23 protein-coding genes and 1 other RNA gene are annotated in these 24,033 nt (G+C 62.6%); 14 read left to right on the top strand and 10 right to left on the bottom strand.

The window, feature by feature from the left end:
• Positions 1–11: 11 nt before the first annotated feature.
• Both ABH944_RS36080 and ABH944_RS36075 read right to left on the bottom strand, forming a co-directional pair.
• Positions 12–4,073 (bottom strand): translocation/assembly module TamB domain-containing protein, encoded by a 4,062-nt coding sequence (locus ABH944_RS36080; RefSeq protein WP_404612574.1) that lies wholly within the window; start codon positions 4,071–4,073, stop codon positions 12–14.
• Between the two features lie 37 nt (positions 4,074–4,110).
• Positions 4,111–5,844, bottom strand: a complete 1,734-nt coding sequence (locus ABH944_RS36075; protein WP_404612673.1) for an autotransporter assembly complex protein TamA — start codon at positions 5,842–5,844, stop codon at positions 4,111–4,113.
• A gap of 631 nt (positions 5,845–6,475) precedes the next feature.
• On the opposite strand from ABH944_RS36075, the gene ABH944_RS36070 reads away from it, so the two are divergent.
• The 4 genes from ABH944_RS36070 (at position 6,476) to panD (ending at position 8,908) form a co-directional block, all read left to right on the top strand.
• On the top strand, positions 6,476–6,664 hold the full coding sequence (locus ABH944_RS36070) for a DUF3460 family protein (protein WP_197500147.1): 189 nt from the start codon (positions 6,476–6,478) through the stop codon (positions 6,662–6,664).
• 2 nt (positions 6,665–6,666) lie between these two features.
• Complete coding sequence (locus ABH944_RS36065; protein ID WP_062080927.1) at positions 6,667–7,572, top strand: segregation and condensation protein A; 906 nt, start codon at positions 6,667–6,669, stop codon at positions 7,570–7,572.
• Positions 7,573–7,665: 93 nt separating this feature from the next.
• Entirely contained in the window at positions 7,666–8,499 is an 834-nt protein-coding gene (panC, locus tag ABH944_RS36060; RefSeq protein ID WP_404612576.1) for a pantoate--beta-alanine ligase, read from the top strand.
• Positions 8,500–8,521: 22 nt separating this feature from the next.
• Positions 8,522–8,908 (top strand): aspartate 1-decarboxylase, encoded by a 387-nt coding sequence (gene panD, locus ABH944_RS36055; protein ID WP_047896052.1) that lies wholly within the window; start codon positions 8,522–8,524, stop codon positions 8,906–8,908.
• A 111-nt stretch (positions 8,909–9,019) separates the two neighbouring features.
• On the opposite strand, the gene ABH944_RS36050 is transcribed toward panD, so the two are convergent.
• Entirely contained in the window at positions 9,020–9,646 is a 627-nt protein-coding gene (locus ABH944_RS36050) for a ParA family protein (RefSeq protein ID WP_404612675.1), read from the bottom strand.
• Positions 9,647–9,808: 162 nt separating this feature from the next.
• Here ABH944_RS36050 and ABH944_RS36045 point away from each other — a divergent pair, with 162 nt between their 5' ends.
• Positions 9,809–10,228 (top strand): PaaI family thioesterase, encoded by a 420-nt coding sequence (locus tag ABH944_RS36045; protein ID WP_404612579.1) that lies wholly within the window; start codon positions 9,809–9,811, stop codon positions 10,226–10,228.
• 32 nt (positions 10,229–10,260) lie between these two features.
• Here the strand turns inward: ABH944_RS36045 and ABH944_RS36040 are convergent, their stop codons facing one another.
• Positions 10,261–11,757, bottom strand: coding sequence for a cobyric acid synthase (locus tag ABH944_RS36040; protein WP_404612677.1), 1,497 nt, complete (start codon positions 11,755–11,757; stop codon positions 10,261–10,263).
• Between the two features lie 85 nt (positions 11,758–11,842).
• Here ABH944_RS36040 and cobU point away from each other — a divergent pair, with 85 nt between their 5' ends.
• The 4 genes from cobU (at position 11,843) to ABH944_RS36020 (ending at position 15,292) form a co-directional block, all read left to right on the top strand.
• Complete coding sequence (gene cobU / locus ABH944_RS36035; RefSeq protein WP_404612581.1) at positions 11,843–12,379, top strand: bifunctional adenosylcobinamide kinase/adenosylcobinamide-phosphate guanylyltransferase; 537 nt, start codon at positions 11,843–11,845, stop codon at positions 12,377–12,379.
• Between the two features lies 1 nt (position 12,380).
• Positions 12,381–13,322, top strand: coding sequence for an adenosylcobinamide-phosphate synthase CbiB (cbiB, locus tag ABH944_RS36030; RefSeq protein WP_404612583.1), 942 nt, complete (start codon positions 12,381–12,383; stop codon positions 13,320–13,322).
• A complete protein-coding gene (gene cobD / locus ABH944_RS36025) occupies positions 13,315–14,322 on the top strand; it encodes a threonine-phosphate decarboxylase CobD (RefSeq protein WP_404612585.1) in 1,008 nt (335 codons plus the stop codon). The genes cbiB and cobD overlap by 8 nt, the downstream gene beginning before the upstream one ends.
• Positions 14,323–14,383: 61 nt before the next feature.
• The gene (locus tag ABH944_RS36020) at positions 14,384–15,292 is read left to right on the top strand and encodes a cobalamin-binding protein (RefSeq protein WP_404612587.1); all 909 of its coding nucleotides are present in this window, start codon (positions 14,384–14,386) and stop codon (positions 15,290–15,292) included.
• Positions 15,293–15,296: 4 nt separating this feature from the next.
• On the opposite strand, the gene cobC is transcribed toward ABH944_RS36020, so the two are convergent.
• From cobC to ABH944_RS35995, 5 genes are read right to left on the bottom strand one after another with little or no spacing between them, the layout of a single operon-like run.
• Positions 15,297–15,869, bottom strand: a complete 573-nt coding sequence (cobC, locus tag ABH944_RS36015) for an alpha-ribazole phosphatase family protein (RefSeq protein WP_404612588.1) — start codon at positions 15,867–15,869, stop codon at positions 15,297–15,299.
• The gene (locus ABH944_RS36010; protein WP_404612590.1) at positions 15,854–16,615 is read right to left on the bottom strand and encodes an adenosylcobinamide-GDP ribazoletransferase; all 762 of its coding nucleotides are present in this window, start codon (positions 16,613–16,615) and stop codon (positions 15,854–15,856) included. The genes cobC and ABH944_RS36010 overlap by 16 nt, the downstream gene beginning before the upstream one ends.
• A gap of 7 nt (positions 16,616–16,622) precedes the next feature.
• Positions 16,623–17,672: a nicotinate-nucleotide--dimethylbenzimidazole phosphoribosyltransferase gene (gene cobT / locus ABH944_RS36005; protein ID WP_404612592.1), complete on the bottom strand. Its 1,050-nt coding sequence runs from the start codon at positions 17,670–17,672 to the stop codon at positions 16,623–16,625.
• Entirely contained in the window at positions 17,669–18,466 is a 798-nt protein-coding gene (locus ABH944_RS36000; protein WP_404612593.1) for an ABC transporter ATP-binding protein, read from the bottom strand. The genes cobT and ABH944_RS36000 overlap by 4 nt, the downstream gene beginning before the upstream one ends.
• Positions 18,463–19,455, bottom strand: a complete 993-nt coding sequence (locus ABH944_RS35995) for a FecCD family ABC transporter permease (RefSeq protein ID WP_404612595.1) — start codon at positions 19,453–19,455, stop codon at positions 18,463–18,465. The genes ABH944_RS36000 and ABH944_RS35995 overlap by 4 nt, the downstream gene beginning before the upstream one ends.
• Positions 19,456–20,473: 1,018 nt before the next feature.
• On the opposite strand from ABH944_RS35995, the gene ABH944_RS35990 reads away from it, so the two are divergent.
• From ABH944_RS35990 to ABH944_RS35970, 5 genes are all read left to right on the top strand, one after another.
• Entirely contained in the window at positions 20,474–20,857 is a 384-nt protein-coding gene (locus ABH944_RS35990) for an ATPase (protein ID WP_404612597.1), read from the top strand.
• Complete coding sequence (locus ABH944_RS35985; RefSeq protein ID WP_062080953.1) at positions 20,854–21,168, top strand: cell division protein ZapA; 315 nt, start codon at positions 20,854–20,856, stop codon at positions 21,166–21,168. The genes ABH944_RS35990 and ABH944_RS35985 overlap by 4 nt, the downstream gene beginning before the upstream one ends.
• Before the next feature lie 242 nt (positions 21,169–21,410).
• Positions 21,411–21,592: non-coding RNA, 6S RNA (gene ssrS, locus ABH944_RS35980), on the top strand.
• Positions 21,593–21,764: 172 nt separating this feature from the next.
• The gene (locus tag ABH944_RS35975) at positions 21,765–22,223 is read left to right on the top strand and encodes an EVE domain-containing protein (RefSeq protein WP_404612599.1); all 459 of its coding nucleotides are present in this window, start codon (positions 21,765–21,767) and stop codon (positions 22,221–22,223) included.
• 84 nt (positions 22,224–22,307) lie between these two features.
• On the top strand, positions 22,308–23,033 hold the full coding sequence (locus tag ABH944_RS35970) for an SIMPL domain-containing protein (RefSeq protein ID WP_404612601.1): 726 nt from the start codon (positions 22,308–22,310) through the stop codon (positions 23,031–23,033).
• Positions 23,034–23,112: 79 nt separating this feature from the next.
• On the opposite strand, the gene lgt is transcribed toward ABH944_RS35970, so the two are convergent.
• A complete protein-coding gene (gene lgt / locus ABH944_RS35965; protein WP_404612603.1) occupies positions 23,113–24,018 on the bottom strand; it encodes a prolipoprotein diacylglyceryl transferase in 906 nt (301 codons plus the stop codon).
• Positions 24,019–24,033: the final 15 nt, after the last annotated feature.

Genomic DNA, 24,033 nt, shown 5'->3' with positions numbered 1-24,033 from the left:
CGGCGCGTAAGCTACTTCCCCTCCGACGGCCCGTTCCTTCGCGACCACGAATCGAAGCGCCGCGTATAAAGCAGATCGAGACCCTGGAATGTGCCGCCGTACGCCGATATTGACCAGAATCGCGACAGGCTCAGCGTCGCTTTGATCGCATTGCTTGCCGACTGCAAACCCTGTTCATAGCCGAGCACGAGCCGCTCATTGATGGCCTTCGACAACATCACGACTTGCGGATCGGTCAGCCCAACCTCACTCGTTCCGATAGAAAACTCATCCAGACCGAACGTCTGCGCAATCCGCTTGCCCTGTGAGCTCCCCAGCAACGCGAGCGCATTCGTCATCGCGCTCTGCTGACCGATATTGTTGCCCTGATCGGTACCATGCCCGAACAACAGCCACGATAACTTCTCGTTATCCGGCACGTTCGGCTCCGAAATCAGCTTTGCGATTGGTGACTGCACCGTGCCCGTCACCTGCACGCCGGCCTCGATCTCCTGATTGCGCCGCATCGCCAGAATATTGATGCCGGGATTCGCAACCGGTCCGTTGAACGTGAAAAAGCCGTTTTCAATCCCCAGCTTCCGCCCGAACGCCGTATAGGTGGACCCCGGTGTCACGCGCACATTGCCGACAGCCCGCAGCGGCATGTTCGGCGCGCTCATGGCCGTGATGGTCCCGGCCAGGCCGAGATCCGCACCCGCGCCGCGAAAGCGGAATTTCTGGCCGAGATTGATATCGATATTCGCACGCGGCGCAAACGCGCCCACGGGCTTCTCGCCCGTCTCCACAACGTGCTGGTCCTCGCCCTTCACCGTACCGTCAGGACGCTCGATCACGACGTCGTCGCCAAGCGACGGCGCCGATTGCTCGGGCAGGTCGAAGAGCGCGTGATCGACAGTGAATTTGCCGTCGATCGCCATGCCGCCCTGCAGACCTGCGTTCGCCACCGATGCACTGCCCGACAACTGCAACTGCCGGTCAGGCGATGCAAACAGCTCAAGCTTGTCAGCAATAATGCTGGCCGTCAGGTCCGGCTGTTGCTGATCCAGCCGCACCTTGCCGGTTGCCCGCAATGTGCCGCTCGCGCCGTGAAACTCGACCTGCTGCAGATCGACAAGATTCTCCGACAACGCAATCCGGATCACGCCGTCCTTTAACTGCACGCCCTGGTCGATGACCGTGACCGACAGCCCGTCGCCGGTGAGCATGCCGGACACCGTCGGTTTCGCAACGATCCCCGCGATGGTCAGCTTCAACCCGAGATGGCCATCGAGCAGATAAGTCGGCCCGAACAACCCGCCAGTCGTGCGCAGCGTCGGAACATTGGCGTCGATCGCTCCGCTCAGCGGCGCTTCGTCCGCGACCGTGAGCACGCCGTCGCGCGCCACCAGGTTCGTGTGGACGTTCGCATCGATCACGCCGATCCGCGTCGCCTGCGCGTGCAGCGTCGCGTTGAGGCGGTTGCCGCCGGTAAAGTCCGCGCGAGCGGTTATGTCCGTGATGCCGAGCGCCGCGACGCCGCGAGCCGCGTCGATGGACACGTCACCCGAGCGCCGCTTCAGTTGCACGTAGCCCGTCGCGGTGGCGCCGAGCGCGAAATTCCAGTCGCCGTCGAAGACCAGATCAGTCTTGGTGGGTGGCGGCCCGCCCTCCAGTTCCTGGCGGATTTCAAACAGCCGCGCCACCGAGAGATTCGTCAACTGGCCGGCCGAACTGATGCGCCCGCCATCGAGCGCGAACGATTTCAAGTCGAGCACGGCGCCTTCCGCCGATACGCGCGTCGCGCCCAGCACGACGTGGTTCGGCGCGTAGCTCACGGTCAGCGGCGCGTCGAGATTGACGTTCGGCGTGCCCTTGTTGGACAAGCGCGTGACCGTACCGTCCCAATGCGCGCCGTCGCGGGCGTCGGTCAGGCGGCCGTTCGCGGCCACGGTCAGGTTGACCGCATTGCCGTGCACCTTGCCGACCGCGGACGCGTTGAGCGTATGGTTGGCGCGCGTGCCGTTGAGGTTCGCGTCGAGGCTCGAAAGATCCACCCCTTCCGCGCTGACATCGCGAGCCTGAAGGGTGAATACCAGCGCGCCGTTCGCGCCGTCGCGAGCTTCGGCCCGGCCTTCCGCATGGCCAACGCGGTTCGCGCCGAACACCACGCTGTCCGCCTGATAGTTTGCCGCCAGGTTCGGATGCGCGAACGAACCAGTGACATCGCCGTCGGCTTTGACGAGCCCTGCTAGTCCGAACCCCAGCCGCTCGAGCTGAGGTGCATCAATACGAAAACGCAAGCGATCGCCCGGTGCGCCGAAACTGCCGTTGAGATCGACGTCGTTGCCGGCAATCGAGAGCGTCGCCGTGCTCGGCAGGATGCGCGTTCCCACGACCTGGATCGTGCCCGCGCCGGTGAGCGGAAGGTTGTCGTAGACGCTGTCGCCGAGCTTGAACTGCGCCTTGGTCGTCAGCGTTGGCGCGAGTACGCCCACGGCCGACAGCGTGCCGTTCACGCGCGCCTCGATGGGCCCGGATTTCACCGCCGGCTTCGCTTTGGAAGCACCTTTCGCCGGAGGCTTCGTGACCAGTGCGTCGGTCAGCAGCAGCGGATTGAAGTCGATGAGCTTCGCCTTCAGGTCGTAGCTCGAATGCGTGTCCTTCTGCAGCGCGCCGCTCAACTCTATGCGCCCCTTGCCTACGCCCAGTTTCACGCCATCGAACGAGGTTTGTTTCGCATCGAGCGTGACCTTGCCCTGCGCGTGCAACGCCGCTTTCGGGTCATTGAGATCCAGCGTGATCGTCTGCGTATCGCCGGAGAGATGGATGCCGATCGGGCCGGCAAACTGGGTCGGCCGGATGGTCGATTCGATCGCGTTCAGATCGAGTTTCGCGACTTTCAGGTCGAACCGGCCCGACGCGCCCTTGAGCGTTCCGCCGCCCGTGACGGTTGCGTCCTTCAGCAGCCGCACGCTCAGGTCCGAAATGGTTTGCTCCGATGCATCGAGCTTCACGTTCGCGCGAGCATCGATCAGGGGAAGCAGTTGCTTGTCGACCGAACCCGGCTTCGCGTTCACGATCGATACCGGCCCGGTCACCACGAGCGTATTCGGCGTAGCCGGATCGGGTTTCAGTTCGGCCCGCACCGCGAGATCCGCAAACGGCGCGCTCGGGTTGAACGCCTGCGGATTGACGTGATCGATGGTCACCAGCGCGCGCTTGAGCGGCACGTCGCCGAACGGCGCTGCCTCAACGTGCGCCTGACCCTTGAGCTTCAGGCCGCTTGCGTTGATATCGGCGGCGAGGTTTTCCAGCGACCCCGTCAGATGCGCTGCGACCTGCACGGCCTCGCCGCTGACTTCGCCCGAATAACCGGCATCGCCGGTCAGCGGGAACGGGCGCGCGCCGCCGTCGAGTTTCAACGCGGCCGTGACCGCGCCGAATGGCGTATCGAGACGCTGGATGCGCGCCTCGTGATGGCGGCCGTCGCTATGCCCGTCCAGCGCGAGCCGCGAGAATTCTGTGGTCGTCGCGCCTTCATGAATGCGGAGCTTGTCGAGCGTGACGTCGCTGACGGAGAGCTGGACAGGCAAACGTAAATCGGTCGGCAACTCGACTTTGCTGTTGTCTTTCGGAGAAGGCGCGATGCGGGCATCGACCGTTCCGACATGCAAATAGTCGATAGTGAAACGCAACGGCGCACGCGTCAGTTCCCATCGGCCGGAAGCGCTGTCCACGGCAATATCCGTCCCCTTGCCGTCGAGACTTTTCCAGTGCACGTTGCGCAATTGCAAGCCGGTTGCAATCGCGCCGCCGTCGAGCGTGCCGCTCAGCCGGCCGCCAAGCAACGACGTCGCCGCCTGCCACACGTAGCGCGTCCCGCGCTCGCTGTTGAGCGCGTACAGGATCATCGCGACACCGAGCGCGAAGCAGAGCACAAGCACCAGCACCACGCCGCCGAGCCATTTGGCCAGGCGGCGCCAGCCGCCGCGCCGTGGCTTCGGTGCAGGCGCTCCATTTTCAGACGCGCCGTTCCCCCGGTCCTCGGAAGGGGCCGGCGGGTCTCGGGGAGATTGGCCGTTCTGGTCGCTCATGCTTGAAGGAACAATCGAAATAATCCGGGCAAATTCATCAAAAGGCGATCCCGAGCGTCAGGTACGGGCGGATATCGCGATTCTTGAAGCCATACGCAATGTCCACGTTCACCGGCCCGACCGGACTGCGCCAGCGCACGCCCACACCCGTGCCCGGCTCGAATACGCGCTCTTTCCAGGTGTCGGTGGCGGTACCTATGTCGAAGAACACCGCGCCGCCCCAATCGTGCGAAAACCAGTGCTGGTACTCCGAGCTGCCGGTCATCAGATACTTGGTCGGCAATACCGAGCCATCGACATCATTACCAATGCTCTGATACCCATAACCGCGCACCGAATTCGCACCGCCCGCGCGGAACAGCAGCGACGCGGGAACACCGCTCGAACTGCCCGCCGTGAACACCCCGCCAAACTCCGCGCGGAACACGAACAGGTCGCGCTTGCCCAGCGGCAAGTACTGCAGCAGGTTCGTATAAACGCGGCCAAAGGTTTGATCGGTGAGCAAACCCTTCACCGCGACGTCCGCTTCGGCGCGAATCAGGTTGCCCGAACGCGGAAACAGCGGATCGTCCACATTACGGCGCACCCACTGCCAGGACGGCACAAGCGCGCGGCTGGTGGTCGGCGGCCCAAGATTCTGCGTCAGCCGGTCGGCATAGAACAGCAGCGAAAACGTGGTGTCGATATTCTGCAGCGAGCGAGTGCGCTGCACGCCCACGCGTGCGCTATAGATGCGCGTGTCGGATACATTCGTGTTCGTGTACGAAGCCAGCACGCTGTTCACCCAGGTGCGGCCGTCCGGCGGCATCGCGAGCTGCACCTGGCCGTATTGCTGGGTCTGGTCCAGACGGCCGGATATGGTGAACGGATAAGCCTTGCCGAAGGTATCGAGATAGCTGTACGCGCCCTGGATATGCGGACCGGTATCTGTCGCGTAACCCACGCCGTAGCGCACGCTGTTGTACGGATACTCGCTGACCTTCAGGTGCATCGGCGTTTCGTTTGGCTTGTTGACGTCGTTGTCCGCGTCGATGGCGACCGACGCGTAATACGGCGTGTTCTGCAACTGCCGCTGCAACTCGTTCACCCGTGCGACGTCGTAGGTGTCGCCCGGGTGAATCCGGTTCACATTGTGGATGATCTTTTCCGGGTAACGCCGCACGCCGCTGATGTCGAGCTGGCCGAACGTGAAGGTCGGGCCGCTATCGAACGTCACTGACAAATCCGCTATGTGCGTCCGCGGATTCACGCGCGCCTGGGATTGCGAGATTTTCGCGCCAAGATACCGGCGGGCCTGCAAGGCCTTGAGCGCGGTATTCTTCGCGTCGTCCCACGCGCTCTGCGAGAACGGATCGCCTTCCTTGATCGAAAATGCGAGGCGCGCGGTGTTCTCCTGAGCCGGGTCTTCGGTCGTGATCGCGCCCTTGAATGTCAGCGAAACCGAGGCGACCTTCGTCTGCGGACCGGGATCGACGCTGATCGTGACGGATTTTTTGTTGCCGTCATGTTTCACGTCGGTCCGCACGATCGGCGTGAAATAACCGTCGGTCGCGACCAGATCGCGGACTTCCTGTGGCGTCGCGGTGACCAGAAAGTCGAATTGTTCGTCGCTGATGTCGTCGCGTTTCTTGAAACGCGATAAATCCAGATGGTCTTTCAACAGCGACCGGACACTGCGCGGCGCGTCGATATCGACGTCGTATTTCGCCTGCGCGGGCTGTGCGATGGCAAACAACGCCAGCGCGTGGAACAACCAGACGGCACGGCGCACGAATGACCACGACCACGCACGGGAAGGCGCCTTCGACGACGCGATAACCGGCGGCTGAAGCCGCCGATTATCGGCTTGCCCGCGCTTGAAGCGCAGCGGATCAAACAGGCGCCCCGCCAAACGTGACCTCCGGGGTTGAATTGAGTGGGATTGCGTGGGCGACGTGGCACGGGACGACCGCTGCTCGGTACCGGCGCGGTGCCAGCCAAACGCCGGGCGTCGTTCCAGCAGGCGCTATTTCACCACACTGGCGCGGCGGGCTGTCCCAAAAAACGCCGGGTTGGCCGATCGGACAACGTTCAAGCCGATCGTCGCGCGCTTCGACCCACCGGCTCCGGAAAATGCCGGAGGTGCGCCTTGGACGGCTCTCTGCCGCGCTTGTTCCTCGGGTGTTTCAATAATTGACAGGGTTTTACCATTGCTATCGGGACGGTTCCGCCAGACCGGATGGCCGATGTCTCCGCTTATCCGCGAGCTTCGGGCGGGCTTGGGACGTCTTCGGACGTGGCGGGACGTTGTTAACCGCTCCGCTCCCTGATGCTTGCGGTAAAATTGCAGCCAATCACGGCGGCGTCTCGCTTAAACCTGCGCCGCGCCCGTTTTCGAATCGCTCTGAGCCAACGGAAGTCGAATCATGTACCTGTCGGACATCACCCAGTTCATCAATCAGATGAAAGAGCAGAAACCGTCGCTCGAAGCAGAACAGCGCCAGGGCCGTGCGCTGTTGTGGGACAAAAAGCCTATCGACCTCGACGAGCGCTCGGAGATCAAGACGTCGCGAGTCGAACAAACGCCCTACGTCTATTACCAGAACTTCTGAACGTGAGTGCCGCCCGCGAGGCGCAGCCGGCTCCGGAGCGTTCGGGACACCCTGGGCGTTCGGGCAAGGATGATCGCGCCGCGGCGCTTGCCGCGCCCGCGAACGATTCCACGCCGAACACCATTGACGGCGTGGCGTTCGCGCATCTGTATGGCGAACCGCTCTGGAAGCTGCCCACCGACCTGTATATCCCGCCGGACGCGCTCGAGATCTTTCTCGAAGCGTTCGAGGGTCCGCTCGACTTGCTGCTGTACCTGATCCGCAAGCAGAATTTCAACGTCCTCGACATCCCGATGGCCGACGTGACACGCCAGTACCTGGGCTACGTCGACCAGATTCGCGAATCCAACCTGGAACTGGCGGCGGAATATCTGTTGATGGCGGCCATGCTGATCGAGATCAAGTCGCGCATGCTGCTGCCGGTGAAAAAGGCGGATACGGGCGAGGAAGCGGAAGATCCGCGCGCCGAACTCGTGCGGCGCCTGCTGGAATACGAGCAGATGAAGCTCGCGGCGCAGCGCCTGGATCACCTGCCGCAACTGGGCCGCGACTTCCTGCGGGCAGAGGTGTATGTCGAGCAGAGCTCGGCGCAACGCTTCCCCGACGTCGATGCAAACGACCTGCGCGCCGCCTGGGCCGACGTCATCAAACGCGCCCGCCTGGTCGAGCATCACAAGATCTCGCGCGAGGAATTGTCGGTGCGCGAGCATATGAGCGTGATCCTGCGGCGCCTGCAGAATGCCCGCTTCATGGAATTCGGCGATCTTTTCGACTCGTCGCGCGGCGTGCCGGTCGTGGTGGTGAATTTCATCGCGATGCTGGAACTGTCGCGTGAAGCGCTGATTGAAATCACCCAGGCCGAGCCGTATGCGCCCATCTACGTGAGACTCGCGTATTCGCCGGCTTAAGCCTTCCGTGGCGCAAAAGTGGCGTAGGCCCTTCCCCTTTCTTTCCCCTTGGAGCAGTGTTTTCAAAGCTGCCCGCCAGGAGACACCTGCTAGATGAAAGTCATCAGCTCGATCCATGAACTGCGCGACCAGTTGCGCGGCCAGAACCGAACCGCCTTCGTCCCGACCATGGGTAACCTGCACGAAGGCCACCTGTCGCTCATGCGGCTGGCGCGCCAGCACGGGGACCCGGTAGTCGCCAGTATCTTCGTGAACCGGCTGCAGTTCGGGCCGAACGAAGATTTCGATAAATATCCGCGCACGCTGCAGGATGACATCGAAAAGCTGCAGTCCGAGAACGTGTACGTGCTGTTCGCGCCGACCGAAGCCGACCTGTATCCGGAGCCGCAGCAGTATCGCGTTCATCCGCCGACTAACCTGGGCGACATCCTGGAAGGCGAATTCCGGCCGGGTTTCTTCCAGGGCGTATGTACGGTCGTGATGAAGCTGATGTCCTGCGTGCAGCCGCGCGTGGCCGTCTTCGGCAAGAAGGATTATCAGCAACTGATGATCGTGCGGCAGATGTGCCATCAGTTTGCGCTGCCCACGGAAATCATCGCGGCTGAAACCGTGCGCGACGCCGACGGTCTGGCGCTCAGCTCCCGCAATCGCTTTCTGCAAGCGGCCGAGCGCGCCGAGGCGCCGGTTCTGGCAAAAACGCTCAATCGCGTGCGCGACGCGTTGCTGGCGGGCAATCGCGACTTTGCATCGGTAGAAAAAGAAGCCGTGGAGTCGCTCGTGCAGCGTGGCTGGCAGCCCGATTACATCGCGGTGAGAAAGCGCGTGGACCTGCTGCCGCCCGGCCCGGCCGATACCGCGGCCCCGCTCGTGGTGCTGGCCGCCGCCAAGCTGGGCACGACCCGCTTGATCGACAACCTGGAAATTTAAGAGAAAATTGAGCGAGAGACGCATGCAGCGAACGCTTTTGAAATCGAAGATTCACCGCGCCACGGTCACGCATTGCGAACTGCATTACGAAGGTTCGTGCGCTATCGACGAGGATTTGCTGGAAGCCGCGAATCTGGTTGAAAACGAGCAGATCGATATCTGGAACGTGAACAACGGCGAGCGCCTGACGACCTACGCCATCAAGGGCGAGCGCGGCAGCGGCATGATTTCGCTGAATGGCTCCGCCGCGCGCCGGGCGCAACTGGGCGACCTGGTGATCATTGCGGCGTTCGCGCTGGTCGATGAGGCCGAACTGAAGGCAGGATGGAAGCCGGATCTCGTGTTCGTCGACGAAAAGAACCGTATCAAGGGAAACCGCGACCACGTGCCGACGCAGAACTGGACCTGAATCGGGTCTGGTCTGCTGCGAAAACGCAAAAACGCCGGTTGGCTTTCATGGAATTGAAGCCAACCGGCGTTTTTTTGTGCCCGCAAGGGTCGCCTGCGTCCACATCCTCTTCTACTTCTTCGACACCCATTCAATAATCGGTTGCCACTGCTCGATATCCTTCTCCACCCGGCTTTTGGCGACGTCCCAGATGGTGAGCCCGTGCGCCGCGACCTGCACGTAGTTCTGCGTATCGCGGATAAAACCCAGCACCGGCAGGTCAAGCCCTTCCACAAACCGATGCAGTTGATCCGCTGATTTCGTCCGGGCATCCACCCGCATACCCACCACGCCAACCTCGATGGTTCCCTTGCGTACCGCCTTCTCCTTCTGCAGCCGTTCCAGAAATTCCTGGGTGGCGAGAATATCGAACATGGACGGCTGCAGCGGCACGATCACCTTGTCCGCCAGATCCAGCGCCAGCGCGAGACGGGTGCCGTGAATCCCGGCGGGCGTGTCCACAACGGCCTTTTCCAGGCCCCTGGGCGGCTTGGACGGCGCGTCTACGTTGGTCTTCCACTCTTCTATCTTCGGCAGCGTGTCCGGGCGCAAGCCCAGCCAGCCGTGGGCCGACTGCTGCTTGTCCAGGTCCGCGAGCGCGACCCATTCGCCGTTTGCCGCAAAATAACCAGCCAGATTCGTAGACAGCGTGCTCTTGCCCACGCCGCCCTTCGGATTCGCTACCACGATCACCGTCATAGATTCAATCCACGCGTTGTCGGCCGCGCCCGACGCCCTGACACCCCCGGCGTGCTGTAAGCGCTGCATTAAGTGAAAAGTTCGAGCCGTTGATACTATCGGATTTGCCTATTTCAATCCATGCGCGTCAACAACGCCGCTCAACTTCAAGGACTCCGCAACATGGCCACACTGCGCCCCGAAATCACCCTCGACTCCCTGCGGGAACGCCAGCGCGGCCGCCTCCCGGAGCTGCTCGGCGTCGAAGTCGTATCGCTGGAAAGCGGCACGCTCACCGGCAAACTGACCGTGCGGCCCGAAGTGCTCGCGCCAAACGGCTTCCTGCATGCGGCGACCGTGATCGGTCTCGCCGACACCTGTTGCGGCTACGCCTGCATCGCTCACTTGCCCGAGGGTGCGAAGAATTTTACGACCATCGAAACGAAGAGCAACCACGTGGGCACGGCGCGCGAGGGCGTCATCACGGCCAAGGCAACAGTCGTCCACCTGGGCCGAAGCACGCAAGTGTGGGACGCGATCGTGACGAACGGCGAGGGTAAGACCATCGCGTTGTTTCGATGCACCCAGATGATCTTGTATTGAAATTGAATGCGTGCGGGAATCGCGCGCTTCGTTCAGGCGAACATCGAACCGATGGCGTCAAGATCCAGCGATTGCCCGAGCGTATCGGCGAGGCGGTCAAGCGAAGCCTCCCGCAACGCCGGGTAATCAAGCGCGGCGGCATCGCGCAGACCCGCCCATTCCAGTAGCGCCGCGCAGGCTTCGGGAGTATCGAAAATGCCGTGCAGATAGGTGGCGGCGATCTGGTTATCGGCGGAAATCGCGCCGTCAGGACGCTCGCCGTCGAGCATCACCGCAGGCCGGGCGAGCGCTGCGCCCGTCGTGCGGCCCATGTGGATCTCGTAGCCTCGCACGGGAGCAGGCTCGGGGCTCTCCGGGCGCTCAGGGCTTAAGGTCAGCCGGCCGGTCACGTTGTCGAGCAGCTTGTCCGCCGTCAGCGTGGTGTCGAGATCGAGCAGGCCCAAGCCGTTCACGCAGCCGGCAGGCCCTTCTAACCCCTGCGGATCATCCACGGTGCGGCCGAGCATCTGCATGCCGCCGCAAATGCCCAACACCTTGCCGCCGTACCGGAGATGGCGCTCGATCGCGCGATCCCAGCCATTTTCCCGCAGCCACGCCAGGTCGCGCTGCACGCTTTTCGACCCCGGCAGCACGATCAGATCGGCCGGTGGCGGCGTTGTCCCTGCACGCACGTAGGAGAAATCCACCTGCGCGTGCGCGCGCAACGCGTCGAAATCCGTATGGTTGCTGATGCGCGGCAACGCCGGCACGATCACCTTCAGCGCCTCGCCAGGGGCTTCGCCGCGCGTGTGCAACTGGCTTGGCAACATGTCCTCGGCATCCAGCGTCAGGCCATGCAGATAGGGCACCACGCCCAGCACCGGCTTGCCGGTTTGCGCCTCCAGCCAGTCGAGACCGGGCTGCAACAGGCTGATATCGCCACGAAAACGGTTGATCACGAAGCCGCGGATCCGCGCCCTTTCGGTCTCCGATAAACACGCGAGCGTCCCCAGCAAATGCGCGAACACACCGCCACGGTCGATATCCGCCACCAGCACCACCGGGCAATCCACGCGCTCGGCAAACCCCATGTTGGCGATATCGCGATCCCGCAGGTTCACCTCGGCCGGGCTTCCCGCCCCTTCCACGATAATCGCGTCAAAACGCTGCTGAAGCCGGGCGTACGAGGCAAGAACGGCATCGAACGCAACGGTTTTATACGCGTGATACGCGCGGGCATCCAGATTGGCGTGTGCGTGGCCGTGGATGATCACTTGCGCGCCGCGGTCGCTGGTCGGCTTGAGCAGCACGGGATTGAAGTCGATTTCCGCGTCCACGCCCGCCGCTATCGCCTGCAGCGCCTGAGCGCGTCCGATCTCGCCGCCGTCCACGGTCACCGCGCTGTTCAGCGCCATGTTCTGCGGCTTGAACGGCGCGACCCGCATGCCGCCGCGCCGCGCGAGCCGGCACAGGCCCGCGACCAGCGTGCTCTTGCCGGCGTCGGAGGTCGTGCCCTGGATCATCAGCGTGCCGCGCGGTGCAAATTGCATGGGGGTTTGCGTGGTCATCGGTTCCATTGGTGGCGTTGGTTCTGCGGGAAGCCGTTATGGTAGCGCCCGCCGGTACAATATTGCGATGACTTCCCCTGACCTCACCTTCATCCTGGGCGGCGCGCGCTCGGGCAAGAGCGCCTACGCCGAACGGCTGGCCGCCGGCAGCGGTTTGCCCGTCACTTACGTGGCGACGGCGCGTATTGGCGATGCCGAATTCGCCGCGCGCGTGGAGCAGCATCGCGAACGCCGGCCGGCACATTGGGCGCTGGTGGAAGCACCGGTCAATCTGGGCGGCGTGCTGCGCGAACTGGATCGCGAAGGTCATGTGGTGCTGATCGACTGCCTGACGTTATGGCTCGCCAACCTGCTGTTCCCCGCCGATGGCAGCCTGCCCGATGGCCCGCCGCTGCAGGCTTTCAGCGACTTCGACGCCGCGCTTTCAAACGTGCGCGGGAAGGTAATCGTGGTGAGCAACGAGATCGGGCTGGGCGTGGTGCCCATGGGATCGGGGACGCGCCTTTACGTCGATGAACTCGGCCGACTCAACCAGCGCGTCGCCGCCGCGAGCACGCACGTGACCATGATGGTCGCCGGCCTGCCGCTCGTACTGAAAGGCTGACATGCTGCTGCTCTCCTTCTACGTCACGGCGATGCTCGCCATTGCCGGCGTCGTGATCGACCGGATCTTCGGTGAGCCGGCCACGCGGCATCCGCTGGTCGCGTTCGGGCGGCTCGCCACGCGCATCGAAGCAAAAATGAATACCGGGTTCCGCGCGCGGCCAGCGGGCATACTTGCGTGGCTGCTTGCCGTCGTGCCGCCCGTGGCTGTGAGCTGGATTCTCGTGAGCGTGCTGCCGTTCGCCGCCGCGTGCGTGGTGCACGTCGCGCTGCTGTGGTTTTCGCTCGGCGCCAAAAGCCTGCGCGATCACATTGCGCCGATCGCCCGCGCGCTCGGGCTCGGCGATCTGGACGCCGCGCGCAGGCTGACGGCGCGGATCGTCTCGCGCGACACCGCCAACGCCGACGAACCCGCGCTGTCCCGCGCAGCCGTGGAATCCGCGCTGGAAAACGGCAACGACGCAATTTTCGGCGCGCTGTTCTGGTTCGTGATTGCCGGCGGCCCGGGCGCGCTGATGTTCCGCCTCGCGAATACCCTCGACGCAATGTGGGGCTACCGGACGCCGCGTTATCTTCGTTTCGGCTGGGCCGCAGCCCGTTTCGACGATGTCCTCAACTTCGTGCCCGCCCGTCTCACCGCGGCCAGTTACGCGCTGCTCGGAGACACCCGCACGGCGTGGCGCTGCTGGCGCACGCAGGCGCCGCTGTGGGACAGCCCGAACGCGGGGCCGGTGATGGCGGCGGGCGCCGGAAGCCTGAACGTGCTGCTCGGCGGCCCGGCGATCTACCACGGCACGCTGGAAACACGGCCGGTGCTCGGTTTCGGAATGACTGCCTCGCCGCGGCATGTGGTGGCGGCGCTGCGGCTGGTCGAACGCACGATACTGCTGTGGCTCGCCATCCTGCTGGTGCTGGCTTTCACGGGCGTGGGGTTCCATGGCTGAGCCCATCCGGCATGGCGGGAATCTGCGGGAAGCCGCGCGTCGATACGGGATCGCACTGGACGACTGGCTGGATTTATCGACGGGAATCAATCCGCGTGCGTATCCGGTGCCGCCGGTGCCAACGGACGCATGGCGCCGCTTGCCCGAAGACATGGATGGTCTGACCGAGCTTGCAGCGCGCCACTATGGCGCGCCAGGGGCGCTGCCGGTTGCCGGCAGTCAGGCCGCGATTCGCGTGTTGCCGGGCTTGTTGAAACCCGGTTTGGCGGCCGTTGCGTCCTTGACCTATGGCGAATACGCGCCCGCGTTTGAGCGCGCCGGACATCGGATCATGACGCTCGATGTCGCGTCTGCTGCGTTGGCGGACGGCGTCGACCATGTAATCGTTGCGAATCCTAACAATCCGACAACCGAACGTATCGGACGTGATGTGCTGCTCGGGTGGCACGAGCAATTGGCGGCACGGGGCGGCACGCTGATCGTCGACGAAGCGTTCGCCGATGCTTACGGCGATGCATCTATGTCGCTGGCATCGGAGAGCGGGCGAGAGGGGCTGGTCGTGCTGCGCTCCGTGGGCAAGTTCTATGGGCTAGCCGGGATTCGCACGGGGTTTGTACTCGCGGCAGCGCCACTACGCGATGCGCTTTCAGAAGCGCTTGGTGCGTGGACGGTAAGCGGTCCGGCACGGCATGCGGTCCAGGCCGCGTTCAATGATCTTTCATGGCAGGCGCAGACTCGCGCCACGCTGGCTCGCGATAGTGCAAAGTTGGCAGCGTTGATCCGCAGTCAAGGTTTCGATCCCCGCGCGACGCCCCTTTTTGTATGGTTCGAGACCGGCAAAGCGGCGATGCTGCAGCATGCTCTGGGCACGCGCGGAATCTGGACACGGCTCTTCGAGCATAGCGCGTTGCCCAGTTTGCGGATCGGTTTGACGGGATCGGAAGAGGAATGGGCGAGATTTGCCGGGGCGTTCGATGCATCCGTGAAAGCGATCCGCTGAACAATGACATGCTTCGATCGCAGACCCCGCCACGCATGACACACCCGACCTCACGAACCTCATGACCTTGCGTCACTTCCTCGCACTCAGTTTCATCGCTGCGATTTTTGCTTCGGCCCACGCTCGCGCAGAAGCCCTCACCGTCACCGACGACACCGGCGCCACCGTCACCCTCGCCGCCCCGGCAAAGCGCGTCGTGAGCTTGGCGCCCCATGTCACCGAACTCCTGTTCGCCGCGGGCGGCGGCGCGCGCGTCGTCGGTGCGGTCAGCTATAGCGACTACCCGCCGCAAGCCAAATCCATCCCGCGTGTCGGCGACAACAAATCGCTGGACCTCGAACGCATCGTCGCGATGAAACCGGACCTGATCGTCGTCTGGCGCCACGGCAATGCAATGCGGCAGATCGACAGGTTGCGCGAACTGCACGTGCCGCTGTTTTTCAGCGAGCCGCACAGGCTGAACGATATCCCTGTCACCATCGATAAACTCGGCGTCCTGCTCGGGACATCGGCTCAGGCGAACAAAGCGTCGGACGCCTTCCGTCACGACATCGCCGGCTTGCGGACGCGTTATTCGAACCGGCCGCCGGTGAGCGTGTTTTACCAGGTCTGGGACGACCCGCTGATGACGCTCAACGGGACGCACATCATCAGCGAAGTGATAGATCTGTGCGGCGGCCACAACGTGTTCACCGACCTTAAACCGCTGGTGCCCACCATCTCGACCGAAGCCGTGCTCGCCACCGATCCTGAAGCGATCGTGACGGCCACGCCGGGCGCGACGAGTTCGCAACATGCGTTGCCATCGCTGGATGCGTGGCGCAAATGGCCAACGATGAAAGCGATCGTGCGCAACAACCTGTTCGGTATCGACGGTGACCTGATCAACCGGCCGACCCCACGTCTCGCGCTCGGGGCAGCAACCTTGTGTGAAGACATTGAAGTAGCAAGAGCGCGCCGTCCGCAGTAAAGATTCAGGCGTTCCAGCGGACCAGCAGCCATTCATTGCGCACGCGTTTCAACCAGACGATCGCGCCGAAATCCAGCGGCCATTGAATCGCGTTCGCGCGCGGGACGCCGAGTAAATCAGCGGTCAGTACACGGATGACGCCGGTATGCGTCACCGCGTGAACAGGGCCGGTAGTGTTGGCGGTACAAACGGAATCGGCCCAACCCACCACGCGCTCGGCGAACTGCGCGACACTCTCCCCGCCGTGCTCGCGGGCATGTTCAAGATCCTCCGCCCAGGCATCGAGCGCCGCACGATCAAGGCCGTCCCAGCGCTGCCCTTCCCATGTGCCGAAATCGAGCTCCTGCAAACGCGCATCGGCTTGAACGGGACCGAGTGCTTCGGCCAGCAAGCGGCATCGGCTTAACGGACTCGTGTGCCAGACACCTTCAAGCGGCGGCACTTTCAGCAACCGCAACCGGTCGCCCAGCACACGCGCAGAATCGGCTGCATCGCCAAGAAGCGGGACATCAGTGCTGCCATAACAAATCCCGGTGTCTATGCCAACCGCGGGATGGCGAATCAGGACGAGATCCATCCGAGTCCGATCAGGTAGATAGTGAGTTCAAACATTTGCTGCGCGAAGCCGAGGCAGTCCCCGGTATAACCGCCGATACGCTTGACGAAGTAGCGTCCCATCGCAAAGCGCAATGCACCAAGCGCCACGATCATCACGCAACCAAACCGCCAGTCCGGCCAGAAAAGCCAGGGCAATCCGAATAGCGCGGCTAAAACAAACGCGCCCGCGCTCATCTTCTGCGCGACCGGTTTCGCCCGGCCTTCAGCACGTACATAGTCGAGCGTGCAAAGATAGCTGATCGCGAACGTACGGCTTGCCGCATGCGCCGCGACAATCATCCACGCCGTGCGCAACGGCAGCATGGTGGCCAACGTCTGCCACTTCAGCGCAAGCGCGACGATCAATGCAATCGCACCAAACGCGCCGATCCGCGAGTCGTGCATGATGCGCAACACGTCGTCGCGGGTGTATGCACCGCCGAAGGCGTCGGCGCAATCGGCAAGGCCGTCCTCGTGGAACGCCCCGGTGACAAGCAGCGTTGCCGCCATCGACAACAACACCGCCACAGCTGCCGGAAACACCTGCAGCGCGGCAAGATAAACGACCGCACCCAACCCGCCGACCAGTGCGCCGATCAACGGAAAATAACGCGCCGCCGCATTCAGATAATGCGCTTCGAAACCAACCCAACGCGGTACCGGCACGCGGGTGAAATACCCGAGCGCGGTGAAGAAGTAGCGGAGTTCCTGCGATGGCCGGTTCATGTCGGGATCACACGGCCTTGTCGGATACGCCGGCCGATTCGAAGCTCGCCATTTCATTGATGAACGCCACCGCCGCGCGCAACAGCGGCAACGCGAGCGCGGCGCCGGTACCTTCGCCCAGGCGCAAGCCAAGTTGCAGCAAGGGCTCGGCGTTGAAATATTCCAGCATGCGCCGGTGGCCCGTTTCATCCGATGCATGCGCGAACACGCAGTAGTCAAGGACGGCCGGGTTAAGCGCATGAGCGACAAGCAACGCCGACGTAACGATAAAACCATCGACGAGAATCGTCATGCGCGCTTCAGCCGCCGCGAGAAACGCTCCCACGATCATCGCAATTTCAAAGCCGCCGAAAGTGGCCAACGTCTCGACCGGATCGGTGGAGGCGGCGTGTTTCGCCAACGCCGCGGCAAGCACATCGCGCTTGTGGTTCAAGCCGGCGTTGTCGAGTCCCGTGCCGCGTCCTACGCACGCGTCGATCTCGACGTTGCAGATCCTGCTCATCAGGCACGCCGCCGCCGATGTGTTCGCGATCCCCATCTCGCCGAAGCCAATCACGCTGGTCCCGAGCGCCGCGTGAAAACGCACGCGTTCGGCCCCGCGTGCAATGGCTTGCGAGACTTCGTCGCGCGTCATCGCCGGTTCGTTTGCGAAGTTGCGCGTACCACCGCGCCGGATCGCTGCATCGACGAACCCTGCCGCCGCTGGCGACGAACTCGCCACACCTGCGTCCACCACTTCGAGCGTCATGCCCGCCGCCTTCGACAACGCATTGATCGCCGCCCCGCCCGCGATGAAATTCGCGACCATCTGCACGGTGACTTCCTGCGGGAACGGGCTCACGCCTTCGGCAGCAATGCCGTGATCACCGGCAAAAACAATGATCGCCGGCCGCTCGATACGCGGCTTTAAAGTCCGCTGGATCAGCCCGATCTGGAGCCCGAGCGATTCGAGCCGCCCAAGACTGCCGAGTGGTTTTGTCTTCGTATCGATCACGTGCTGCAGCTCGGCCGCCATGGATCGATCGAGCGGTTCGGGACGGGGAAGTGTGTCGTTCATAGTGATGTGTAAGGTGAGGTTGAACGCATCACGGGCACGAGCGCCTCGTGACCGTCCTGCTGGATCAAGGTAAGCGGATAACCGAACGCAGCACCGGCACGCTCGGGCGTGAGGACATCGCGAACGAGGCCTGCATACGCGTGGCCGGCGCCGTCGAGCAACAAAGCGTGCGTGGCGAAACGCCGGGCAAGGTTCAGATCGTGACACGAGAAAATCACATTGCGTTGTTTTGACCTGGCCCACCCGCTCAACGCTTCGAGACAATCAATCTGATGATGCACGTCGAGATGCGCGAGCGGTTCGTCAAGCAACAACAGCGGTGCGTCCTGGCACAAGGTCGCCGCCAGTGCCACGCGCTGACGTTCGCCGCCGGAGAGCGACAGGACATCGCGCGAAGCGAACTCGGCCAGGCCGAGCATATCCAGCGCCGCGTGCACGGCCGCGCGGTCCGCTTCGCTTTCCCAACCCCAGCCCGTGAGATGCGGGAAGCGGTTGAGCATGACAGTATCGAGAACGGTGGCGCTGAATGCATCATGCGAGGCTTGCGGCATCAACGCGCGTCGGCGGGCGAGTTCGTTCGCACCCCAGGCGCTCAGCGCCTTTCCATCGAGGGAAATTGCATTCGATGCCATCTTCGATACCCCCGCCATCGCCGCGATCAATGTCGTCTTGCCAGCACCGTTCGGACCGGCGACGCACCACATTTCGCCGGGCGCGAAGGTCTGCGTGAGATCCGCGATCAATACGCGACTCCCCGCGCGCAACGTGAGATGGGTGACCTGAAGTCCGTTCATGGCGCGCGCCTGAGGAGCATCCACAAGAACACCGGCACACCGATCAGCGCGGTGATGACACCCACCGGCAACTGCGCCGGCGCGATCACCGTGCGCGCGATCAGGTCCGCGCCCATTACTGCCAGTCCGCCCGCAAGCGCGGATGCAGGCAGCAGCATGCGCTGATCGTTGCCGAACGCGAGGCGCAACACATGCGGCACCACGAGCCCTATAAACCCGATGGTCCCGGCAGTTGTCACCGCAGCGGCTGCCGCCAGCGACGCAACGAGATACACGCGCAGCCTCAGCTGCACGACCCGCACGCCAAGCGCCTCGGCCGCTACGTCGCCACGCAGCAGGACGTTGAGCTGCGGCGCAGCCGGCATGATCGCGATCAGCGCAATCGCGAGCGCGATCAAGGCGGTCCACGGCATCGCGACGCCGTTCAGATCACCGGTCAGCCAGAACACCATGCCGCGCAAGCGGTTCTCGGGCGCGACCGCGAGCATGAGCGTGATCAACGCGCCCCACCCAGCCGCGATCACCGCTCCGGTAAGCAGCAACCGGGGCGATGTGTCCTGCGGCTCGCCGCGCCACAATTCCCGCCGGGCGAGGCCGAGCACGAGCAGTATCGACAAGAACGCGCCCGCAAAAGCGGCAACGTCGACGCTCCACCACGACAGGGAGAACAACATCGCGGCAAGCGCAAACGCGGCGGCGCCGCCCGATACTCCAAGCACATAGGGTTCAGCGAGCGGATTGCGCAGCAAGACCTGCAGCAGCGCGCCGGCCATGCCAAGCAAGGCGCCCGCCGCAAAGCCGCCGAGCGCGCGCGGCAGGCGCAGGCCGAGCACGATTTCATCGATCACGTCAGTCGACCGCGACGCGAGCGCCTGCATCACCCGCAGCGGCGAGACAGCGATACTCCCCAGCGCCAGCGAGACCACGAACACTGCGAGCGCGGCCACGCCGAGCACGGTCCAGATCATGAAAGCGCGCCGGGCGTTCATGCGTTTAACGTTCACAGCGGCTGCCGGCCGGGCGTGACAGAGGCACGGCGACGCGGCATGTTGTACGAGTGCGCAAGCTGGTAGTCCTTGTTGAAGAGATCATCGAGGTTGCCGGCAAGCGCACCGCTCCACAGAATGGCAGCGCTTGGGACGATCGACGGATTGCTGCTGAACGGATAGTACAGACCGACGACGGTTCAAGCACGGCGGATGTGATCGCCACCGTCGCGGGTAAAGACCTGCACACGCCGCCGACGCATTGCCGTTCACCGCTGACACGTGTTCGAGCAACCGTTGCAAGCGTTGCGCTGCACCACGTCCGGCCGATTTCGCCTCAGCGGGGATCCGCATTGGCGAACGGGCTGACGGTGCACCGCGCAAGAACAATCCCGCCAGATATCAGCTCTATGCGGACAATTGGGCGAGACCGGTCCGGATGATGCATGCACGAGCCGGGTCCCGCGGATCCATGCTGAGTGAACAGAACGCAACCCAACCGCAAGGTCGTGTGCTCCCCATGGCCGGTATCCCGGCTGCCGGACGCCGTTTCGAGTGGTGAAATGGGCCGGACAACGTGCGCCGGGACCGACTTGCAACTTGCGTTGTAGTCGCTTACCGTTGCGGGGGCGGTGCAGGCTGGCTCGTCCGGGCAGACTCCGCTCGCGGCTTTCCGGCTAACTGCACGCAGGCTGGCACGCACGAGCGCCAGGGTGGCGCGAGTTTAAGAGCGGCACAATGGCTCGTCAAGAAAGCAGGACAATGCAGGCGCGCGGACTGTCTTCGCCATGGTTCGATTATTCGATTTACCCTTGTTTTGAGGGCTTTCTCGTGATATTTCGACAAACGCTCGCACGCCTGAATGAATGGGAGAATGAATCCCCATAAAACGTTTCCCCCTACAAATAAAGAGCCGTGCCCATGCTTTGAAGACTGACTGCTGTTACGTCTGGAAACGAACCAAATTTCTGAAGCGCCGGAGAAGCGCGCTAAAATGCGAGGTCTTAAGAGGACGCAGCACATGCTCAACGAACTCGAATCACTGTCACAGAATATCGGCCGGCTGATCAAGATCAGCGAACGCCATCATCAAGCGAAGAACGCGTTGGCCCAGCAACTCGAACAGTTGCGCGCCGACTATGCCAACACGCAGGGCGAACTTGCCGCTGTGCGCGCAGAACGCGACGCACTGGTGGCGGAGCGGGACTCGCTGTCGGCCAAGATCGACGACGCGCAGATTCGCCTCAATGCGATTCTCGAAAAATTGCCGCGTGCGAAAGCTGCACCGGAGCCGGATAACCAGCTTGCCCTTTTGCCTCCCGATGGCGGCATCGAACCGGACTCCGCCGACTCGGCGCACGGTGCGTTGCACGAAGAATCACACCATCACGGAGAAAAGGCATGACGTCGAAACAGATCGAGGTATCCATTCTCGGCGCGCCGTATCGGCTCGCGTGTTCGCCGGAAACCGAAGGCGCATTGCGTGAAGCGGTAGCGCGCGTAGATGCGGAAATGTCGAAAGTGCGAAACGCCAGCAGCGTGCGCGGCACGGATCGGATCGCGGTAATGGCGGCGTTGTCGCTGGCGTCGGAATTGCTCAAGCTGCAAAACAGCGTGCGTCACGGCGAAGCGTTCCCGGCCGAAGAAATTCGCCGCACCATGCATCAAATGAACGAGCAACTGAACGTCGTGATTTCACAATCCGAAGCGCAATAGTTGCTGCGGTCGTTGCTTCAATGCTTGCCGCCGTAGTTGGCTCGATAGTCAGTGTGTAGTGGCTGGAATTTGCTTTAAATGCTTGACGTGCAAGCCAATGTCCGAATGTTATTTTGTTGCCGAAATCCTGGCACGATTCCACGATTTGTCTCTACGTCATGGTGCATTTAACAAATTCATCGGTCACCATAAAGTTTTCCTGGATCGTTGGTGCATCGTCTCGTTGATTGGTGTAAAGTGGTCGCTCCCTGCCTGGTTTGCCAAGGTCATATATTCCTTGAACCAATGCCATTGTGCACGGTTGTGGGACCTTGTAGCACTGGCGAGCGCGTCACTCTGTCTGATGAGCCCAAGGTGCTGCTTACTGCGACCAATCTTGAACCCAGGTTCAGGATGCCGGCCTAGCGGCTTGGGCGGGGACCTTTTTTAAGCAGCATGCGTATCTGTTTGCGCCTGCTTGCGAACGGTTGAATAGCGGTTGATTGACTGAATGGACTAACGGCGCTGGAGTTTCTCCGGCGCCGTTTTCTTTTGCATTGTGAATCCTGCATCGTGCATGCTTCTTTGCACGGCAACTTTCTCCATGGAAGACATTCATGCACTACTGGCTGATGAAGTCGGAACCGAACGAAGCGAGCATCGACCATCTCGCTCACGCTCCGAAAAAAACGCTGCCCTGGACCGGCGTGCGTAATTACCAGGCACGCAACTTCATGCGAGACGGCATGCAGATTGGCGACGGCGTGCTGTTCTATCACTCGAGTTGTCCGCAGCCGGGAATCGTCGGCATCGCGAAGGTGTCGTCGGCTGCTTATCCCGATCCGACCCAATTCGATCCCACCAGCCACTACTACGACCCCAAGTCATCGCCGGAAAAGCCGCGCTGGTTGCTCGTTGACGTCCGCTTTGTAAAGAAGACGCCGCTCATTGCCCTCGCCACGCTGCGCGATCATGCGGAACTTGCCGACATGCAAGTGCTCGCCCGGGGCAATCGGTTGTCAATCACACCGGTCACCGAAGCCCAATGGCGCTTTATCACCGAGCACCTCGTGTAACCCCGTTGAAGGGAACTTCGCGTGCATGAGAGGCGCCTAAGCTTCGCGTCACATGACGTGCACTCATGCTTACGGAGTTAGACGATGACAAAGAAAAACACCACTTCCACACTGGCAGCCGTTGTGCTGCTTGCAGGCGCTGCCGTGGCACAGAGCGCTTTTGCGCAAAGCATCGTTCAGGCCCAGCCGTCGGGCGTGTTGTCGCTGGCAGCACAGGCCACCGCAGACGTGCCGCAGGACGTGGTCGACATCACGCTGTTCTATGAGCAGGAAGCGCAAGACCCGGCCTCGCTGACAACGGTACTCAATCAACGCGCCGAGGCGGCGCTGCGTCAGGCCAAGGGTGTCGATAACGTCACCGCGCACAGTGGTTCGTTCACCGTCTACCCGTCGACGGATCGCGATGGCCGCATCTCCGCATGGCGCGGCCGCACGGAAGTCGTGCTGGAGTCGAAGGACTTCACGGCAGCATCCAAGCTCGCAGGCAAGATGAGCGAGTCAATGCAGGTGGGCAGCGTGACGTTCTCGCTGTCGCCGGAAGCGCAGCGCGCGGCGGAGCAGAAGCTGTCGGCGCAGGCCATTGCTTCGTTCAAGCAGCAGGCACAGAGTTCGGCGCAGGCGTTCGGCTACAGCGGTTATGCGATCCGCGAGGTGAACATTGGCCATAACGGGTCATCGCCACGCCCGGTCATGATGATGGCCGCACGCAGCATGAGCGCGGATGCAAAGATGTCAGCGCCCATGGCGCTGGAAGCGGGAACCTCGACGGTGACCGTGAATGTCTCGGGTTCGGTTCAGATGAACCGCTAGGCGTTCAAGTCTCGCAATATGAAAAAGCCTCGCTGCGTGCGAGGCTTTTTCATGGTACTTGCAAAGGCTGAACGTTCGTTCAGGAGAGCTTTGCGGACTCCGAAGGCACTGCGCGCCCACGCCGATATGACCAGATGAGCAGGCCAATTCCGCCGATGATCATGGGCAGTGAAAGCCATTGGCCCATGGACAGGTTCATGGCCAGCAGACCGAGATAATCATCGGGTTCACGCGCGAATTCAACCGTGAAGCGCGCGAGGCCGTAACCAATCAGAAACACCGCCGAAATCGCGCCCACCGGCCGCTGCTTGCGCGACATCAGCCACATTACGACAAACAGTGCGAACCCTTCCAGCGCGATCTCGTACAACTGCGACGGATGACGCGGCAGCATCTGGTAACGCTCGAAGATCTCATTCAAATGCCACTGCACAGCTTGCTGCGGATGGGTGCGCAGCCAGATGGCGTCATCGGGGGATGCATTCTGGAACAGCATGGCCCACGGCGCGTTCGGATTGGTCACACGGCCCCACAACTCGCCGTTGATGAAGTTGCCGAAACGTCCGGCCGCGAGCCCGAGCGGAACCAGCGGCGCGACGAAATCGGTGACCTGCAGCCAGGTTCGCTTGCGCTGCCACGCGAACACGATCATTGCTGTTATCACGCCAAGCATGCCGCCGTGGAAGGACATGCCGCCTTCCCACACCTTGAATATATCGAGCGGATTCGCCAGGTAGAAACTCGACTTGTAGAACACGACATAGCCAATCCGGCCGCCCAGGATGGTGCCCAGCACCCCGTAAAACAGGATGTCGTCGATATCCTTCGTGGTCCACCCTTGCGCCGCAACGTACGGCAAGCGCAGCCGGAAGCGGCCGATGACGATGCACTGGACGAACGCCAGCAGATACATGAGGCCATACCAGCGCACAGCGAGCGGACCGAGATGAAGCGCGATGGGATCGAAATTGGGGTGAATGAGCATGTTTCTATTTACGTG

The organism is Caballeronia udeis, assembly GCF_044909315.1.
GTDB lineage: Bacteria > Pseudomonadota > Gammaproteobacteria > Burkholderiales > Burkholderiaceae > Caballeronia > Caballeronia udeis_A.
This window is presented reverse-complemented; position numbering and strand designations above follow the sequence as displayed.

What these genes read in the sequence shown, in the direction of transcription:
- ABH944_RS36080 (WP_404612574.1), bottom strand. Translation starts at nt 4,073, where the DNA reads ATGAGCGACCAGAACGGCCAATCTCCCCGAGACCCGCCGGCCCCTTCC.
- panC (WP_404612576.1), top strand. Translation starts at nt 7,666, where the DNA reads ATGAAAGTCATCAGCTCGATCCATGAACTGCGCGACCAGTTGCGCGGC.
- panD (WP_047896052.1), top strand. Translation starts at nt 8,522, where the DNA reads ATGCAGCGAACGCTTTTGAAATCGAAGATTCACCGCGCCACGGTCACG.
- ABH944_RS36050 (WP_404612675.1), bottom strand. Translation starts at nt 9,646, where the DNA reads ATGACGGTGATCGTGGTAGCGAATCCGAAGGGCGGCGTGGGCAAGAGC.
- ABH944_RS36045 (WP_404612579.1), top strand. Translation starts at nt 9,809, where the DNA reads ATGGCCACACTGCGCCCCGAAATCACCCTCGACTCCCTGCGGGAACGC.
- ABH944_RS36040 (WP_404612677.1), bottom strand. Translation starts at nt 11,757, where the DNA reads ATGCAATTTGCACCGCGCGGCACGCTGATGATCCAGGGCACGACCTCC.
- cobU (WP_404612581.1), top strand. Translation starts at nt 11,843, where the DNA reads ATGACTTCCCCTGACCTCACCTTCATCCTGGGCGGCGCGCGCTCGGGC.
- cbiB (WP_404612583.1), top strand. Translation starts at nt 12,381, where the DNA reads ATGCTGCTGCTCTCCTTCTACGTCACGGCGATGCTCGCCATTGCCGGC.
- cobD (WP_404612585.1), top strand. Translation starts at nt 13,315, where the DNA reads ATGGCTGAGCCCATCCGGCATGGCGGGAATCTGCGGGAAGCCGCGCGT.
- ABH944_RS36020 (WP_404612587.1), top strand. Translation starts at nt 14,384, where the DNA reads ATGACCTTGCGTCACTTCCTCGCACTCAGTTTCATCGCTGCGATTTTT.
- cobC (WP_404612588.1), bottom strand. Translation starts at nt 15,869, where the DNA reads ATGGATCTCGTCCTGATTCGCCATCCCGCGGTTGGCATAGACACCGGG.
- ABH944_RS36010 (WP_404612590.1), bottom strand. Translation starts at nt 16,615, where the DNA reads ATGAACCGGCCATCGCAGGAACTCCGCTACTTCTTCACCGCGCTCGGG.
- cobT (WP_404612592.1), bottom strand. Translation starts at nt 17,672, where the DNA reads ATGAACGACACACTTCCCCGTCCCGAACCGCTCGATCGATCCATGGCG.
- ABH944_RS36000 (WP_404612593.1), bottom strand. Translation starts at nt 18,466, where the DNA reads ATGAACGGACTTCAGGTCACCCATCTCACGTTGCGCGCGGGGAGTCGC.
- ABH944_RS35995 (WP_404612595.1), bottom strand. Translation starts at nt 19,455, where the DNA reads ATGAACGCCCGGCGCGCTTTCATGATCTGGACCGTGCTCGGCGTGGCC.
- ABH944_RS35990 (WP_404612597.1), top strand. Translation starts at nt 20,474, where the DNA reads ATGCTCAACGAACTCGAATCACTGTCACAGAATATCGGCCGGCTGATC.
- ABH944_RS35985 (WP_062080953.1), top strand. Translation starts at nt 20,854, where the DNA reads ATGACGTCGAAACAGATCGAGGTATCCATTCTCGGCGCGCCGTATCGG.
- ABH944_RS35975 (WP_404612599.1), top strand. Translation starts at nt 21,765, where the DNA reads ATGCACTACTGGCTGATGAAGTCGGAACCGAACGAAGCGAGCATCGAC.
- ABH944_RS35970 (WP_404612601.1), top strand. Translation starts at nt 22,308, where the DNA reads ATGACAAAGAAAAACACCACTTCCACACTGGCAGCCGTTGTGCTGCTT.
- lgt (WP_404612603.1), bottom strand. Translation starts at nt 24,018, where the DNA reads ATGCTCATTCACCCCAATTTCGATCCCATCGCGCTTCATCTCGGTCCG.